The organism is Sphingopyxis sp. YF1, assembly GCF_022701295.1.
Lineage (GTDB): Bacteria > Pseudomonadota > Alphaproteobacteria > Sphingomonadales > Sphingomonadaceae > Sphingopyxis.
This window is the reverse complement of the sequence record NZ_CP033204.1, coordinates 1685136-1701039: the sequence shown is the minus strand read 5'-3', so window position 1 is coordinate 1701039 and position 15904 is coordinate 1685136. Positions and strand designations below refer to the sequence as shown.

The following is a 15904-nucleotide window of genomic DNA, read 5'->3' as shown; positions in this document are numbered from 1 at the left end:
TGCGGCGGCTTGCCCTCGACAGCGCCGCCATAGGCGGGCATTAGCATCGCGCATGCTGTTCACGAGTCCTGAAACGACGATTCTCTTCTGGCTGGTGGTTGGCCTTGCGGCCTTCGTCGGCACGGTGATTCATCTGATTCAGTCACCAAAGGGAACGCTCGGCTTTCCCATTGCGGTGATGCTGGGTCTGCTCGTCATGCATTTCGGCGCAATCGTGCACCTGAGTTCGGACTATTTTCACCAGCACAGCCCCTTTCTCGCGAGCATCGGCTATACGCGGGTGTCGGTTGCCAAGGGGCTTCAGGTCTCGACGATCGGCTATGTCGCGATGGCGCTCGGGATATGGCTGACATCCTATTTCGGACAGAGTTACCGACTGGAATTCGACCGTCAGCACTATCCCGCCCGCTTCCTGCGCCTGGCCGAACGCAGCATGCTTCTGGTCGGCGGTTTTTTCTTTGTTCTCGTGCTGGCCTTGCCCCAGATTTCGGCGATCCCGAGCCTCGGGGCAGTCGTTTTCAGTAGCCGCAGCCTGCTACCGATCGCGCTCTGTTTCGCCCTGTTGCGACGCGTCTGGCTCGGCGAAGGCATGCGGCTATGGCAGATCGGCTTGATTGCGGCTGTCATTCCGCTGACCAACCTCCTCGCAAGCGCCATTCTGGCCGAGGCGCTGGCGACAATCATCTTCATCGGTTGCTTCTGGCTTGCGCTGGTCGGTCGGCGTCTCGGTGTGGGGCGGGCATTGCTGGCCCTGTTGCTCGGCTCGTACCTCTTCGTTTTCCTCTCGATCAATTATCTGCTGGTTCGCGATGAGTTTCGCGACGTGGTGTGGGAACCCACCTCGACGTTCGAGGAGCGCCTCGACGGACTGGGTAACGCCCTCGCTCGTTTCACGCCTTTGTCGAGCTCCGACGAGGATCAGCTTTTTGCGCTCGACGCACGCCTGAATCAGAATTTCTTCGTTGGGATGGCGGTCGAAAAGCTGGAATATCAGCCCGACACCTATGAAAATGGTGCGACGCTGATGGCGGGCCTGTTCGCCTTTGTTCCGCGCGTTATCTGGACGACCAAACCCGAACGCGGCGGTTCGGAGTTCATCACGCGCCATACCGGCTATCAGGCGAGCGGCAATACGACCTATGGCATTGGGCCCTTCTTTGAATCTTATGTCAATTTCGGCACTTGGGGCGTGTTCATCGTCTGCCTGCTCTTTGCCGCCCTGTCGCGATGGATCGATCTGCGCTGTTACCGGGCGATGGTCACGGGGCGCATGACGGAGGCGGTCCCGCTCGCGGTCGGCGCGCTTGCGCTCGTCCAGCCGCTGGCGCCCTTCTCTGCCGTTTTTTCCTCCTTCTACGCTTCGCTGATCGTCGGCTTCATCATCGCCAAGATGCTCGAACGCTATCTCGATATCCGCAAGTTCGCCGAGGAACAGGCCCGATCGCGCCTGTCATGACGCGCTTGTTGCTGACGAACCCCAGTTTCCGGCTCGAGCATGGCGGCCCGGCCTATTCGGTGGGCCGGCTGGCCGGGGCGCTTGGCGCGCTGGGACACGACGTCACCGTCTGGGCCGCCGACGGAAGCGCCGACCGGGTGCGCGCGATGGACCCCAGCGGGCGCGTGGCGATAGCGACGGGCGCGATCGGCGCAGTGCTGGGCGCGGAACGCTGGGACATCGTCCATGACAACGGGCTGTGGCTCCCTTACGGGGCGCGGATCCAGCGGCATTGCCGCGCGCACGCCATCCCGCGCCTGCTCAGCATCAGGGGCATGATGCAGCCCTGGGCATGGAACCACCGGCGCTGGAAAAAACGTCTGGCATGGGCGCTGTATCAGAAACGCGGCGTCGAAAGCGCCGCGCGGCTGCACGCGACCGCCGGGGACGAGGTCGGCAAGATCCGCGAGCGTTATCCCGAGCGCCAGCCGCTGCTGATCGCCAACGGGATCGACATTCCCGACCAGCCGCCGCGCGCGCCGCGCGCCGCGGGCGAGACGCGCACCGCGCTGTTCCTCGGCCGATTGCACCCGGTCAAGGGCCTGACGATGCTGGTCGACGCCTGGGCCGCGGCGCGCCCGGCGGGGTGGCGGTTGCAGCTGGTCGGCCCCGACGAGGACGGGTTTCGCGCGGTGCTCGAGGCGCAGATTGCGAACGCCGGACTCGCCGATGTCGTGGCCATTGCCGGTCCGGCGAGCGGAGCCGCCAAGCGCGCGCATTATGACGCCGCGTCGCTGTTCGTGCTGCCGAGCTATACCGAGAATTTCGGCATTTCGGCCGCCGAGGCGCTGGCGCACGGGCTGCCCGTGATCACCACCACCGGCACGCCCTGGCAGATCCTCGAAGCCGAAGGCTGCGGCTGGTGGCGCGCGCCCGAGACCGGCGCGATCGCTGCCGCGCTGACCGAAGCGACCGCGCTGCCCGACCAGCAACTGGTCGCCATGGGTGCGACGGGCCGTTCATGGGTTGCCGATCACCTGCACTGGCCCGCCATTGCCAAGCAGTTTGCCGATGCCTATGCCGACGCGATAGCCAACCCGTCGTTGGTTTAATCGGGGAAATTTGGGGATTTATGCCCGGCGTGCGCTTTTCGATCGTCACCGTCTGCTACAATCCCGGCGACGCCATCGAGGCGTGCCTGCGCTCGGTCGCGGCGCAATCCTATCCGCATATCGAGCATATCGTCATCGACGGCGCGTCGCCCGACGGCACCGCCGACCGCATTCGCGGCTTCGACTGGTTCAGGGGCGTGCTGGTGTCGGAGCCCGACAAGGGCATTTACGACGCGATGAACAAGGGCGCGGCGCGCGCGAACGGCGACTATGTCGGCTTCCTCAACGCCGACGACTGGCTGAGCGATCCGGGCGCGATCGCGGCGCTCGCCGCCGCCGCGCGGGATCACCCCGACGCCGTGCAAGGCGACGTGGTGATCGTCGATCCCGACAAACCCGGACGCCGGCGCTATTATTCGGGGGACGGCAACTGGCGCAGGCGCCTCAGCTGGGGCCAGATGCCCCCGCATCCGGGCTTCTACATGCGCACCGACCTGTTCCGCACGATGGGCGGATTTTCGACCGATTATCGCATCGCCGCCGATTACGACCTGATGCTGCGCTTCTTCTGCACCGGCGCGCGGACCGCGAGCCATGTGGCGGCGCCCGTCGTGACGATGGCGACGGGCGGGGTGTCGAACCAGGGACTGCAAAGCCGCAAGATCATCAACCGCGAAATCGGCGTCGCGTGCCGGCGCAACGGGGTGAAGACCAATGCGCTGATGATCTGGTCGAAATATCTGACCAAGATTTTCCAATATTGGCCGCGCCGGACCGCCTGATGGACCGGACGCTCGTCACCGGGGCGACCGGCTTCGTCGGCGCCGAGATCGTGCGCCAGCTGCGCGCGGCAGGCACGCCCGTGCGGCTCGCGGTGCGCACGGCGACCGGCGACGCGGAAGAGGTCGTAGTCGGCGACATCGGCCCCGACACCGACTGGGCCACGGCGGTCGCCGGTGTCGATTGCGTGATCCATTGCGCGGCGCGCGTGCACCAGATGGACGACCGCGCCGCCGATCCGCTTGCCGCCTTTCGCGCGGTCAACCGCGACGGCACCGCAGCGCTCGCACGGCAGGCCGCCGCTGCTGGAACCCGACGCCTCGTCTTTCTCAGTTCGGTCAAGGTCAACGGTGAGACGACACGCGGACGGGGCCCCTTTGCCGCTTCGGACATGCCGGCGCCGCAGGATCCCTATGGCGTGTCGAAATGGGAGGCCGAACAGGTGCTCCACGCCATCGCCGCCGATACGGGGCTGGAGATCGTCGTGATCCGTCCGCCGCTGGTCTACGGCCCCGGGGTGCGCGCCAATTTCGCGCGCATGGTGTCGTGGGTGGCGCGCGGCCGCCCCCTGCCCTTTGGCCTTTGCCATAACCAGCGAAGTCTGGTGTCCGTGACCAATCTCGCGTCGCTCGCGATCACCGCCGCTGACCACCCCGCCGCCGCTGGCGCGACGCTGTTCGCGAGCGACGGCGACGATGTCAGCGTCCGCGAATTGCTCGTCCGCATCGGCGACGCCTACGGACGCCCGGCGCGGCTGTTGCCCGTCCCGCCCGCGCTGCTGCGGCTCGCGGGCAGCCTGACCGGCCAGCGCGCCGCGATCGACCGGCTTTGCGATCCGTTATGCGTCGACGGCGAGGGCGCACGCCGCCTGCTCGACTGGCAGCCACCGGTCACCATGGCGGCGACGCTTCGGGACATGGCGGCGCGGCCATGACCCCCTTTCACCTCTGGCTCGCCGCCGCCGGGCTGCTCGGAACGATCCTCTTCCTCGCGCTCTATATCGGGTGGGCGAAGCAGGCGATGGTCGATACGCCCAACGAACGCAGCGCGCACCTCGTCGCGACCCCGACCGGGGGCGGTCTCGTCTTCCTCGGCCTGTGGCTGGCGCTGATGACGCTCGCGGGCGCGCTCGTCCCCGACGAACGCGCTGCGGCGATCGCGCTGGTGCCGCCGGTGCTGCTGCTGATGTGGCTCGGCTGGCTCGACGATCGGCGCCCGCTGTCGGCCGCACTCCGCTTCGCGATCCAGATCGGCTGCGCGGCGCTCTTTCTTGCGCTCTGGCCGTGGACGGTGCCGTCGGACGCCATCTTCTGGACGGCGCTGCCGGTCGCGCTGCTCTATCTCGTCTATTCGACCAATATCACCAATTTCATGGACGGAATCGACGGTATCGTCGCGCTCCAGGCGCTGGGTTTCGTCGCGGCGGTGTTGCTGATCGATCCGGCAACCCCCTTCACGCTCGCCGCGCTGCTGCTCGGCGCGGTGATGCTCGGTTTTCTCGTCTACAACCGCCCCGCGGCGCGGCTCTTCATGGGCGACAGCGGCAGCGCGCCGATCGGGCTGCTGCTCGCGGCGATCACCCTCGCCTATGCCGCCGCCGACTGGCGCGCCGGGCTCGCGCTCCTGATGATGCAGGGCGTGTTCCTGTGCGACAGCGCGGTGACGCTGCTCCGGCGCGCATTGCGGCGCCAGAATGTCACGCAGGCGCACAGCGAACACGCCTATCAGCATGCCAAGCGGCGCTGGGGCCATGCGCGCGTCAGCTACGGTCTGTTCGCGCTGACGATGCTCGTCCAGCTGCCGCTTGCGCTCGGGGTCGCCCGGCAGGCGCTGCCCTTCTGGACCGCGGGCCTCGACTTCGCGGCGCTCGCGCTTCTCGCCGCGGCGTTCGGCGCCGGAACGGCGCGCACCGATTGATCTTTATTCGAAGCTTGTTCATAGACGCAGCCGTCGCCAGGGGCGGCAGCAACAGGATGACGACAAACATATGACCGTTGCAATTCAGCCTATTACGGACCGGCGCCAACGTTTCGCGCTGGTCGGTTGCGGGCGTATTTCCGCCAATCATTTCGCGGCGCTCGAAGCGCACGGCAATCGCGCCGAGATCGTCGACGTCTGCGACACCGATCCTGCCGCGCTGGCGAAGGCGGTCGAGCGTACCGGCGCACGCGGCCACGCCTCGCTGACCGAAATGCTGAAGACCACCGACGCCGACGCGGTGATCGTCACCACCCCCAGCGGACTGCATCCCGCGCAGGTGATCGAAATCGCCCAGTCCGGGCGCCATATCGTCTCCGAAAAGCCGATGGCGACGCGCTGGCGCGACGGGCTGCGCATGGTCGAGGCGTGCGACAGGGCCGGCGTACAACTGTTCATCGTCAAGCAGAACCGCCGCAACGCGACGCTCCAGCTGCTCAAGCGCGCGGTCGAGGGTGGGCGGTTCGGCCGCATCTACATGGTCGCGATCAACGTCTTCTGGACGCGCCCGCAGGATTATTACGACAGCGCCGCCTGGCGCGGCACCTGGGAGTTCGACGGCGGCGCGCTGATGAACCAAGCGAGCCACTATGTCGACCTGCTCGACTGGCTCGGCGGCCCGATCGAGAGCATCCACGCCTATACCGCGACGCTCGCGCGCAACATCGAGGTCGAGGACACCGCGGCGCTCAACGTGCGCTGGCGCTCGGGCGCGCTCGGCTCGATGAACGTCACGATGCTCACCTATCCGAAGAACCTCGAGGGCTCGATCACGATCCTCGGCGAAAAGGGCAGCGTCAAGGTCGGCGGCGTCGCGCTCAACAAGATCGAGAATTGGGAATTCGACACCCCGCACCCCGACGACGGCGAGGTCGCGGCCGCCTCCTATGACACCGGGTCGGTCTATGGCTTCGGGCACCAGCTCTATTACGACAATGTCATCGGCACGCTCGCGGGCGATTGCGACGCCGCGACCGACGGGCGCGAGGGGCTCCGCAGCCTCGAAGTGCTGATCGCCGCCTACCTCTCGGCGCGCGACGGCAAGCGCGTCTCGCTGCCGCTGGACTATTGATGGCCGCGAAGGTTCACGAAACCGCGATCGTCGATCCGGGCGCCGAGATCGGCGACGGCACGGCGATCTGGCACTGGGTGCATGTCTGCGGCACCGCGCGCATCGGCGCAGGCTGCTCGCTGGGGCAGAATGTCTACGTCGGCAACGACGTCACCATCGGCAACAACGTCCGCATCCAGAACGGCGTGTCGGTCTATGACGCGGTGACGCTCGAGGACGATGTTTTCTGTGGCCCGGCGATGGTCTTTACCAACGTCTACAACCCGCGCGCCGCCGTGCCGCGCAAGGACGAGTATCGCGAGACGATCGTACGCAAGGGTGCGACGCTCGGCGCGAACTGCACCATCGTGTGTGGTGTGACGATCGGCGAATATGGCTTCGTCGGCGCGGGATCGGTGATCAATCGCGACGTGAAGCCCTACGCGCTGATGGTCGGCGTGCCCGCGCGACGGATCGGCTGGATGTGCGAATGCGGCGTCCGGCTTGAAGGCGCCGGCGACGTGACCTGCTCCGCCTGCGACAAGAGCTATGCAATAACAGACGAGGAATGTTCTCCGCGATGAGCGACGTGATCGAATTCAACGACCTGAAGGCCCAGTATCGCGCGGTGAAGGCGTCGGTCGACGCGCGCATCCAGGCGGTGCTCGACCATGGCCAGTATATCATGGGTCCCGAGGTCGCCGAGGTCGAGGAAAAGCTCGCCGCCTACACGGGTTCGAAGCACTGCATCGGCGTCGCTTCGGGGACCGAGGCACTGCTGATCGCGCTGATGGCGCTCGATGTCGGCCCCGGCGACGAGGTCATCACCACTTCGGCGACCTTTGTCGCGACGGTCGAGGTCATCGCGCTCGTCGGCGCGACCCCGGTGTTCGTCGACATCGATCCCGCGACCTCGACGATCGACCCGCAGGCGGTGAAGGCCGCAATCACCGACAAGACCCGCGCGATCATCCCCGTATCGCTCTACGGCCAGTGCGCCGACATGGACGCGATCAATGCGATCGCGGCGCCGCACGATATCGCGGTGATCGAGGATGGCGCGCAGAGCTTCGGCGCAACCTACAAGGACCGGCGCAGCGGCAACCAGTCGCTGTTCGGCTGTACCAGCTTCTTTCCCGCCAAGCCGCTCGGCTGCTACGGCGACGGCGGCGCGATCTTTACCGACGACGACGATCTGGCACAGGCGTGCCGCGAGATTCGTATCCACGGCCAGTCGAAGCGCTTCCACCACACACGCGTCGGGGTCGGCGGACGTCTCGACACGATCCAGGCCGCCGTGCTGCTCGCCAAGCTCGAAATCTTCGACCGGGAGATCGAGCGACGGCAGGAGCTGGGCAGCCGCTATCTCGCCGCCTTCGCCGGGCACAATGCGCTCGAACTGCCGTTGATCGCCGAGGACCGCACCAGCGTCTGGGGCTATTTCGCGCTCAAATCGCCCGATCGCGCCGCGATCCTCGACGCGCTCAAGGCCGCCGGGGTGCCGAGCGGGGTGCACTATCCCGAACCGATGCACGTCCAGCCGGCGTACAAGGACAAGTGTCGCGTCGCGGGCAGCATGGCCGAAACCGACCGCTGGTCGGAGCAGGTCTTCAGCCTGCCGATGCACGCCTATCTGACCGACGAAGCACAGGACCGCATCATCGCCGCGGTGCTGGCGGGGGCCGGTTCGGCGGCCTGACGGGGCGCAGCATGAGCCGTCTTCTGAACATGCAGCTGAGCTGGCCCGCGGCGATATTGCTCGGGCTACGGCGGCTGTTCGAACGGAATTTCCATCACTTCACCGGCAAACGCTATTTCGTCGACACCGTACGGACGCAGGTCGATGTGCGGTTCGGCATGTGGTTCTGGCAAAAAATTCTGCGCCGCAACGCCGATACCTATTGGGTCGTGCACAAATCGACGCGCGTCCGCGGTTCGCGCTTCGTCGTGATCGGCCCCGAAACCTCGCCGGGCTGGAGCGTCGGCTGCGACATCGACGGACGCGGCGGCATCTATGTCGGCGACTATACGCAGCTGGCGCCGAACGTCCGGCTGCAATCGGTTCGCGACGGCGACATTGCCCCGCCCGCGCCCGATGATTTTTCGATCTTCATCGGAAAATATTGCCTGCTGGCGATGAATGTCGCGGTGGCGCCGGACGTGCGGCTGGGCGATTTTACCATCGTCGGCGCGAACAGCGTCGTCACCGACAGTTTTCCCGACGGCTATTGCATCGTTGCGGGCAATCCCGCGCGACTGATCAAGCGACTCGATCCCGCCGCATGCGAACGATGGACGCGCGCCAGGCCCTATGTCGGTTACACCGCGCTCGACGATATCGGCCGCCTGCGCGGCACCGCGATCGACGCGCGCCTCTTCGACCGCATCTGGGGGACCGGCTGATGCGCGCCGTCCCGTGGAAAATCCGGCTGGCGCAGCGGCTGATCGGGATCAACGGCGCGGCCTATTGGCCGATGCATCCCGACAGTCAGCTGTCCTACCCCCACCGCGTGCTGCTGGGCCGCAACAGCTGGCCGGGAATCGAGCCGCGATGCTATGTCAGCGCCAATATGGGGATCGTGATCGGCGACGGCGTGACGATCGGGCGCGGGGTCGGGCTGATCTCGGGCGATCATGACCCGACGATGCTGACCAGCTTTCTGGAGGTCGAACCGCAGGTGATCGGCGATCATTGCATCATCGAGGATGGCTGCACGATCCTGCCCGGGGTCGAGCTCGCCGATCATGTCATCGTGACGCGCGGCAGCGTCGTGACCAAATCCTGCCTCCAGCCGCGCGCCATCCTGACCGGCAATCCCGCGCGCGTCGTGGGGACCCACGACCGGCGCGCACCGGCGATCGCCGCCGACGCGGCGCACGGCTACATCCCCGCGCGCGATTTCCCGACCTTTGCACGCCGCAACCTGCGGCACCGGTTCCTGGGCCGGTTCGGCGCCGCGCTTGCCGCGCCCGGCGGCGACGGCGACTGACCATGTGCGGGTGGGGCATCCTCTTCCACCGCGACGGACGACCGGTCGAACGCCCGCACCTCCAGGCCATGGCGGACGCGGTCGCGCACCGCGGCCCCGACGCCGAGGGGATCGTCGAGCTCGGCCCGCTCGGCCTCGCGCATCGCCGCCTCGCGGTCATCGACGTCCACGACCGGTCGAACCAGCCGATGCGGCTCGGCGACAGCTGGCTGCTGTTCAACGGTGCCATCTATAATTTCGGCGCGCTGCGCGACGAACTCGAGGCGCTCGGCCGCAGCTTTCGCACCCGGTCGGATACCGAGGTCCTGCTCCACGCGCTCGATGCCTGGGGCCGCGACGCCCTTCCCCGCCTCAACGGCATGTTCTCGATCGCCTTTTCCGACGCGAAGCGTGGCACCCTGTTGCTGGCGCGCGATCGTTTCGGGATCAAGCCGCTCTGCTATCACCTGTCCGACGATATCCTGATCGCGGGATCGGAGGCCAAGCAGCTGCTCGCCACCGGGCTGGTCGCGCCGCGCCCCGATCTGTCGGCGGCGCGGATATTCCTCGAATCGGGGCGGCTCGCCTTCGACGACCGGACGATGTTCGCCGATATCGCCAGCCTGCCGCCCGGGCACGCGCTCGAAATCGACCGGACCAGCCGCACGGTCACGCGCCACCGGTGGTATGATCTGGCCGCGCGCATCGTGCCGTCGCGCCCCGCCTATGACGAGGCGATCGCGACCGTCCGCGACCTGCTCGCCGATTCGGTACGCCTGCGCCATATCGCCAATGTCCCGCTCGGCGCGGCGCTGTCGGGCGGGCTCGACAGCACGGCGATCGCGGTGTTCAGCCGCGCGATGCGCGCCGACCCGTCGGAGCATGTCGTCTTTACCACCTGGCACGACGAGGCGGGGCACGACGAACGTGCGCTGGCGCGCAGCGTCGCAAGCCGCCTCGGTTTTCGCCACGTCGAGGTGCCCGTCGACCTTCCCGGCTACTTCACCCCCGACCGCCTCGAACGCTTCGCCCGCCTGCAGGACCAGCCCTTGCCGAGCGGAAGCCATTTCAACGAATATACGCTGTTCGAAGCGGTGCGCGGACACGGCATCACGGTGTTCCTCGACGGGCAGGGATCCGACGAATATTTCGGCGGCTATGGCGAATATTGGTTCGCCGCGCAGCGCAAGGCGCTCCGGGCGGGCCGGCTCGACGAAATGTGGCGGAACTTCAAGGGCCGCAGCCTTGCAACGGGCGATTCGCTCGGGCTCACGGTGCGCAAATGGATCGCCCGCCAGCTCGGGGTCGTGCCGCGCGTCTCGCCGCTGATGGAGGGCGCGTTTCCCGCCGCGATCGCGGGTGCGATCGATGCGGACGGGTTGCTGCCGCGCGATTTCGAGGCGCTCGTGCTCGCCGAGATGACCCGCCTGTCGATCCCGTACCAGCTCCATTCGCAGGACCGCTTCGCGATGGCGTTCGGGGTCGAATCGCGCCTGCCCTTCCTCGACTATCGCCTCGTCGAATATGTCGCCGGCCTGCCCGCTTCCTATCGCGTCGGCGACGGGTGGCAGAAGCGGATATTGCGCGATGCGATGCACGAACTGCCCGATGCGGTCCGGCGGCGGCGGCAGAAGAACGGCTTTTCGGCGCCTGACGCCAGTTATTGGGCGACGAACAATGCCGCGATGCGCGCGATGATCGATGACGCACTCGACACGCTGGCGCCGCTCGTCGACGTCGCCCGGGTCCGGCGACGGCTCGATGCCGCATCGGCGACGACCGGTGATTATGATCAGGCGATGTTCCGCTTGATCAGCCTCGCCGCCTGGGTCAGGGCGTTCGATGTCCCGCTCTAGTCTCGAAAGATCAAAGCCTTGCTCCGTCGCCTGCTGACATTGCGGCATTCGCGCTTCCTGCGCAGCGCTGCGACGCTGTCGAGCGGGCAGTTCGCCGCGACCGCGATCGGCTTCGGCTTTGCACCGATCCTCAGCCGGCTCTATTCGCCCGCGGATTACGGGCTGCTCGCGACCTATATGTCGGTGGCCGTGATCCTCTCGGCGCTCGCCAACCTGCAGATGGCGCGCGCGCTCGTCGCCGAAGCCGACGAGGAACGCGCGCGGGCCCTGCTCGCGCTCAGCCTGCTGCTCGCTTTCGGCTTTTCCGGACTGACGCTCGCCGGCGTGCTCGTGCTCGGCCTGTCGGGATTCGGCGGGATCGAGCGGCTCGGCTTCTGGCTTTTCCTGCTCCCTGCGACCGTTCTCGCGTCGGGCAGCGGCGGCGCGCTGATGGGCTGGGCGAACCGCCAGCATCGCTACCGGTTGATGAGCGGCTACCAGCTCGTCAACGTGCTCGCCTCGTCGGGCGGCGCGCTGTTGCTCGCCTGGGCGGGTGCCGGCGCGCGCGGGCTGATGATCGGCTATTTCCTCGGCCAGTTCCTGTCGCTGCTGTGGGTCTGGGTCGGCAACCGCGACGTGCTGCCGACGCTGCGCCGCGTCGGCTGGACGCGCATGCGCGACGCCGGGGTCGCGCATCGCAACTATGCGCTGTGGACCACCCCGACGTCGATCATCGAGCAGGTGTCGCAGGCATCGCCGATCCTCGTGCTGTCGCTGTGGGGCAATATGCTGACGATCGTCGGCCACTATAATCGCGCGCGGGGTTTGCTGATGCTGCCGGTCGGCATTCTCGGCGGCGCGATCGGTCAGGTCTTCTTCCGCCGAGCGGCGCAGGACATGGCGCGCGACGGCCACTGTCGTCCTTTGTTCTGGCGTCTCGTCGCGGGCTTGACGGCGATCAGCGTGCCGAGCTTTGCCGTCCTCGCGCTGATCGCGCCGCAGCTGTTCGTGTTCATCCTCGGTCCGCAGTGGGAGGAGGCCGGCCATATCGCGCGCATCCTCGCGCCGGTGATGGCGCTGCAACTGGTCGTGATGCCCGCGTCGAAAGTGATGTGGCTCTATCAGCGCCAGCGGCTCGACTTTTTCCTGTCGATCCTGTTCGCGGTCACCACGACGCTTTCGGTCGCGTCGGTCGCCTTTCTCGGTTTTGCGCCCGAAATCGCGATCGACGTCTTTGCCGGCGTCCAGATCTTGTTATACCTCGTCTATCTCGTCACCAGCATTCTGATCGTCGAGCGCGATCACCGTACCAGACAGGGGCAGGCCGCCGACGCGGCTCCGTTACAACCATGATCACCATCGTCGACTATGATGCCGGAAACCCGCGTTCGATCATCAACATGCTCGGCTATCTGGGTCAGCGCGCCGAACTCACCGGGGATCCGGACCGGATCGCGAGGGCCGAGCGGCTGATCCTGCCCGGGGTCGGCAAGTTCGACTGGGGCATGGGACGATTGCACGAAAAGGGACTGGCTGCGCCGCTCGACGAGGCGGTGACGCAGCGGGGGGTGCCGATGCTCGGCATCTGCCTCGGTGCGCAGTTGCTGACGCGCGGCAGCGACGAGGGCGACCTGCCCGGTTTCGGCTGGGTGCCCGCGCGCACCGTCGCCTTCGACCGCAGCCGCCTCGACGCGCGGCTGAAGGTCCCGCACATCGGCTGGGCCGATACCGAGTGGATGCCGGGCCGTCGCCTGACGGTGCCGACCCCCGATCCGCGCTATTATTACGTCCACAGTTTCCATATGTTGTGCGACGACCCTGCCACCGAATTGTGCCGTACGACCCATGGTTACAGCTTTACCGCCGGGGTCGAGCGCGACAATGTCTTCGGTGTCCAGTTCCACCCCGAAAAGAGCCTGTCGTTCGGCATGGCCGTTCTCCAGCAATTCGCAGGCCTGTGACCGAATGACCGAAGGTGCCCTCCCCAATCTGTTCGTCATCGGCGCGATGAAATGCGGCACGACGAGCCTCAACGACTATCTCGCGCTCCATCCGCAGATCCACATGGCTGCGGTGAAGGAGATCAACTGGTTCTCGGGCGAAGAAGCGCACCAGCCGGTCGAATGGTATCGTGCGCAGTTCGACCCCGCCTTTCCGGTGCGCGGTGAAGCCTCGCAGAATTACAGCAAGGCGCACCACCCCTTCTACAAGGGGGCGCCCGAACGCATGGCGGCGCTCGTTCCCGATGCGAAACTCGTCTATATCGTGCGCGACCCGATCGAGCGCTACCGCTCGCATTTCGTCGAAAACAACCTCGAGGAACCCGGCGAGGATATGGCGTGGAACCTCGCCAACGACCATCACTTCCTGACCGGGCGCTACGCCTGGCAACTGCGTTTCTTCCTCGAACATTATCCGATCGAGCAGATCCTCGTGGTCGACAGCGACGATTTGCGGCGCGACCGGCTCGCGACGATGAACCGCATCTTCGACTTTCTCGGGCTCGACCGCGTCGATGATCCGGCGCTGTTCGACTTTGAATCGAACACGATCGATTCGAACATGGCGCCGCTGCACTGGCGGCAATCGCTCGCCTATCGTATCGCGTACAAGCTCGCGCCCTTCGATTTTCACCGCTTCATGGCGAATGCACTCTTTCGCAAATATCTCTATCCCGAGCACAAGAAGCCCGACCTGACGCCCGGGGAGGTCGCGCAGCTTCGCGAACGCTATGCGCCCGATGTTGCCGAACTGCGCGCGCTGACGGGACAGGCCTTTGCGAAGTGGCAGGTCTGACATGCGCCGCGTCCGCGTCATTCCCGTGCTCACCATCGACCGCGACCGGCGGCTGGTGAAGACCGTCGGCTTCGGCAAGCGCACCTATATCGGTGACCCGATCAACGCCGTGCGTATCTTCAACACCAAGATGGTCGACGAGATATTGCTGCTCGACATCGACGCCAGTGTCGACGACCGCGGCCCCGCATTCGACGCCATCGGCGACATCGTCGAAGAGGCCTTCCTGCCGATGGGCTATGGCGGCGGCATCCGCAGCGTCGACGACGCCGCACGCCTGTTCGCGCTCGGGCTCGAAAAGGTCGTGCTGTCGACCGAAGCGCTGGCGGATCCGTCGCTTGTCGCGGCGATCGCCGAGCGGTTCGGCGCGCAGGCGGTCGCGGTGTCGCTCCCCTATGCGAAAAAGCTGATCGGCGGCCAGCAGGTGCTGACGCGCAGCGGCAAGGACAAGGCCGGGCTGACGCCCGTCGAGGCAGCCCGTGCGATGGCGGCCGCGGGGGCGGGCGAGATCATCCTCTACAGCATCGATCGCGACGGCAAATGGGCGGGGTACGACCTTGCGACCGTCACGGCGGTCGCCGATGCCGTCGACGTCCCCGTCGTCGCCTGCGGCGGTGCGGCAGGGCTCGGCGATTTCCTGCCCGCGATCCGCGATGCCGGCGCATCGGCGGTGGCGGCGTCGAGCCTGTTCGTCTATCGCGCACCCAGGCAGGGTGTGCTGATCTCCTACCCCGACGAAACCGACCTGCGCGACCAGCTGTTCGCCCAGCTCAACTGAACGAGACCTTGTGACCCAGGCTACCTCTCCCCTGCCTTCGCCCTCGATCCGCGTCTGTACCCGCACGGTGATGGACGGGAGCGACCCTGATATCGTCTTCGACGCCGACGGCGTGTCGAACCACTGGCACGAATATCAGGCGCTGATGGCGACGCAGCCGGACGCCGGGGAGAAAAAGGCGCGGCTGGAGCGCTTGCTCGACAAGGTGCGCGCCGACGGTGCGGGCAAGCCCTACGACTGCGTCATCGGCCTGTCGGGCGGGGTCGACAGCAGCTATGTGACCTGGCTCGCGAAACAATGGGAATTGCGGCCGCTGATCGTCCATTTCGACAATGGCTGGAACAACGAGCTCGCGGTTCGCAACATCGAGAATATCTGCAAGAAGCTGGGCTTCGAACTCCATACGTTCGTGATGGACTGGGACGAGTTCCGCGACCTCCAGCGCGCCTATTTCAAGGCGTCGGTGGTCGATCTCGAAGTGCCGACCGATCACATGATCTCGGGCGCGCTCTATCGCCTCGCGGCGAAGCACAACCTCAAATATCTGCTGTCGGGGCTCAACCACGCCACCGAATCGGTGATGCCCAAAACGTGGAACTATGCGAAGTTCGACCTCGCAAACATTCGAAATATTCACAAAAAATATGGCGAGAGGCCGCTCAAAACGCTGCCCGCGCTCGGCGTGTGGCAAAAGGCCTGGTATCAGCTGGTGCGCGGCATTCACAGCGAAGCGGTGCTCGACCTGATCGACTATAACAAGGCCGAGGCGAAGGAACTGCTGATCCGCGAACTCGACTGGGTCGATTATGGCGGCAAACATTATGAATCGCTCTTCACCCGCTTCTACCAGGGCTATATCCTCCCGCGGAAATTCGGGGTCGACAAACGCAAGGCGCATCTGTCGAACCTGATCCTGTCGGGACAGATGACCCGCGACGAGGCCCTCCGCGAGCTCCAGCAACCGACCTACGATGAAGCGCTGCAGGAACGCGACAAGGCCTATGTGCGCAAGAAGCTGGGCTTTTCCGAAAGCGAATTCGAGGCCTTGCTGACGCTGCCCAACCAGCGGCACGAAATTTTCGGTACCGACCGCGGTCAGCGCGACCTCTATTTCAAGGTCGTCGGCGTACTCGGCCGCGCCGCGCGGACGGTCGGACTGAAGCGCTGACCG

The 15904-nt window shown here is 66.1% G+C and carries 16 protein-coding genes; all 16 read left to right on the top strand.

Features of this window, described 5'->3' with window-relative positions:
• The first annotated feature begins 52 nt into the window (after positions 1-52).
• The 16 genes from EAO27_RS08275 (at position 53) to EAO27_RS08200 (ending at position 15901) form a co-directional block, all read left to right on the top strand.
• Positions 53-1456: a hypothetical protein gene (locus EAO27_RS08275; protein ID WP_242779461.1), complete on the top strand. Its 1404-nt coding sequence runs from the start codon at positions 53-55 to the stop codon at positions 1454-1456.
• On the top strand, positions 1453-2547 hold the full coding sequence (locus EAO27_RS08270) for a glycosyltransferase (protein ID WP_242779458.1): 1095 nt from the start codon (positions 1453-1455) through the stop codon (positions 2545-2547). Before EAO27_RS08275 ends, EAO27_RS08270 begins: the two co-directional genes overlap by 4 nt.
• Positions 2548-2576: 29 nt before the next feature.
• Positions 2577-3329, top strand: coding sequence for a glycosyltransferase family 2 protein (locus EAO27_RS08265; protein ID WP_242779455.1), 753 nt, complete (start codon positions 2577-2579; stop codon positions 3327-3329).
• A complete protein-coding gene (locus EAO27_RS08260; RefSeq protein WP_242779452.1) occupies positions 3308-4261 on the top strand; it encodes an NAD-dependent epimerase/dehydratase family protein in 954 nt (317 codons plus the stop codon). The genes EAO27_RS08265 and EAO27_RS08260 overlap by 22 nt, the downstream gene beginning before the upstream one ends.
• Entirely contained in the window at positions 4258-5244 is a 987-nt protein-coding gene (locus EAO27_RS08255; protein WP_242779449.1) for a hypothetical protein, read from the top strand. Before EAO27_RS08260 ends, EAO27_RS08255 begins: the two co-directional genes overlap by 4 nt.
• Before the next feature lie 70 nt (positions 5245-5314).
• Positions 5315-6376 (top strand): Gfo/Idh/MocA family oxidoreductase, encoded by a 1062-nt coding sequence (locus EAO27_RS08250; protein ID WP_242779446.1) that lies wholly within the window; start codon positions 5315-5317, stop codon positions 6374-6376.
• Entirely contained in the window at positions 6376-6939 is a 564-nt protein-coding gene (locus tag EAO27_RS08245; RefSeq protein WP_278190144.1) for an acyltransferase, read from the top strand. Before EAO27_RS08250 ends, EAO27_RS08245 begins: the two co-directional genes overlap by 1 nt.
• Entirely contained in the window at positions 6936-8054 is a 1119-nt protein-coding gene (locus tag EAO27_RS08240) for a DegT/DnrJ/EryC1/StrS family aminotransferase (protein WP_278190143.1), read from the top strand. Before EAO27_RS08245 ends, EAO27_RS08240 begins: the two co-directional genes overlap by 4 nt.
• 11 nt (positions 8055-8065) lie before the next feature.
• Positions 8066-8758, top strand: coding sequence for an acyltransferase (locus EAO27_RS08235; RefSeq protein WP_242779443.1), 693 nt, complete (start codon positions 8066-8068; stop codon positions 8756-8758).
• Positions 8758-9345 (top strand): acyltransferase, encoded by a 588-nt coding sequence (locus tag EAO27_RS08230; RefSeq protein ID WP_242779440.1) that lies wholly within the window; start codon positions 8758-8760, stop codon positions 9343-9345. The genes EAO27_RS08235 and EAO27_RS08230 overlap by 1 nt, the downstream gene beginning before the upstream one ends.
• A 2-nt stretch (positions 9346-9347) precedes the next feature.
• A complete protein-coding gene (gene asnB, locus EAO27_RS08225) occupies positions 9348-11180 on the top strand; it encodes an asparagine synthase (glutamine-hydrolyzing) (RefSeq protein ID WP_242779437.1) in 1833 nt (610 codons plus the stop codon).
• Positions 11181-11198: 18 nt separating this feature from the next.
• The gene (locus EAO27_RS08220) at positions 11199-12512 is read left to right on the top strand and encodes an oligosaccharide flippase family protein (RefSeq protein WP_242779434.1); all 1314 of its coding nucleotides are present in this window, start codon (positions 11199-11201) and stop codon (positions 12510-12512) included.
• Positions 12509-13120, top strand: coding sequence for an imidazole glycerol phosphate synthase subunit HisH (gene hisH, locus EAO27_RS08215; RefSeq protein WP_242779431.1), 612 nt, complete (start codon positions 12509-12511; stop codon positions 13118-13120). The genes EAO27_RS08220 and hisH overlap by 4 nt, the downstream gene beginning before the upstream one ends.
• Positions 13121-13124: 4 nt before the next feature.
• Positions 13125-13955, top strand: a complete 831-nt coding sequence (locus EAO27_RS08210) for a sulfotransferase (RefSeq protein ID WP_242779428.1) — start codon at positions 13125-13127, stop codon at positions 13953-13955.
• A gap of 1 nt (position 13956) precedes the next feature.
• On the top strand, positions 13957-14733 hold the full coding sequence (locus EAO27_RS08205) for a HisA/HisF-related TIM barrel protein (protein WP_242779424.1): 777 nt from the start codon (positions 13957-13959) through the stop codon (positions 14731-14733).
• 10 nt (positions 14734-14743) lie between these two features.
• Positions 14744-15901, top strand: a complete 1158-nt coding sequence (locus tag EAO27_RS08200) for an N-acetyl sugar amidotransferase (protein WP_242779421.1) — start codon at positions 14744-14746, stop codon at positions 15899-15901.
• Positions 15902-15904 lie beyond the last annotated feature (3 nt).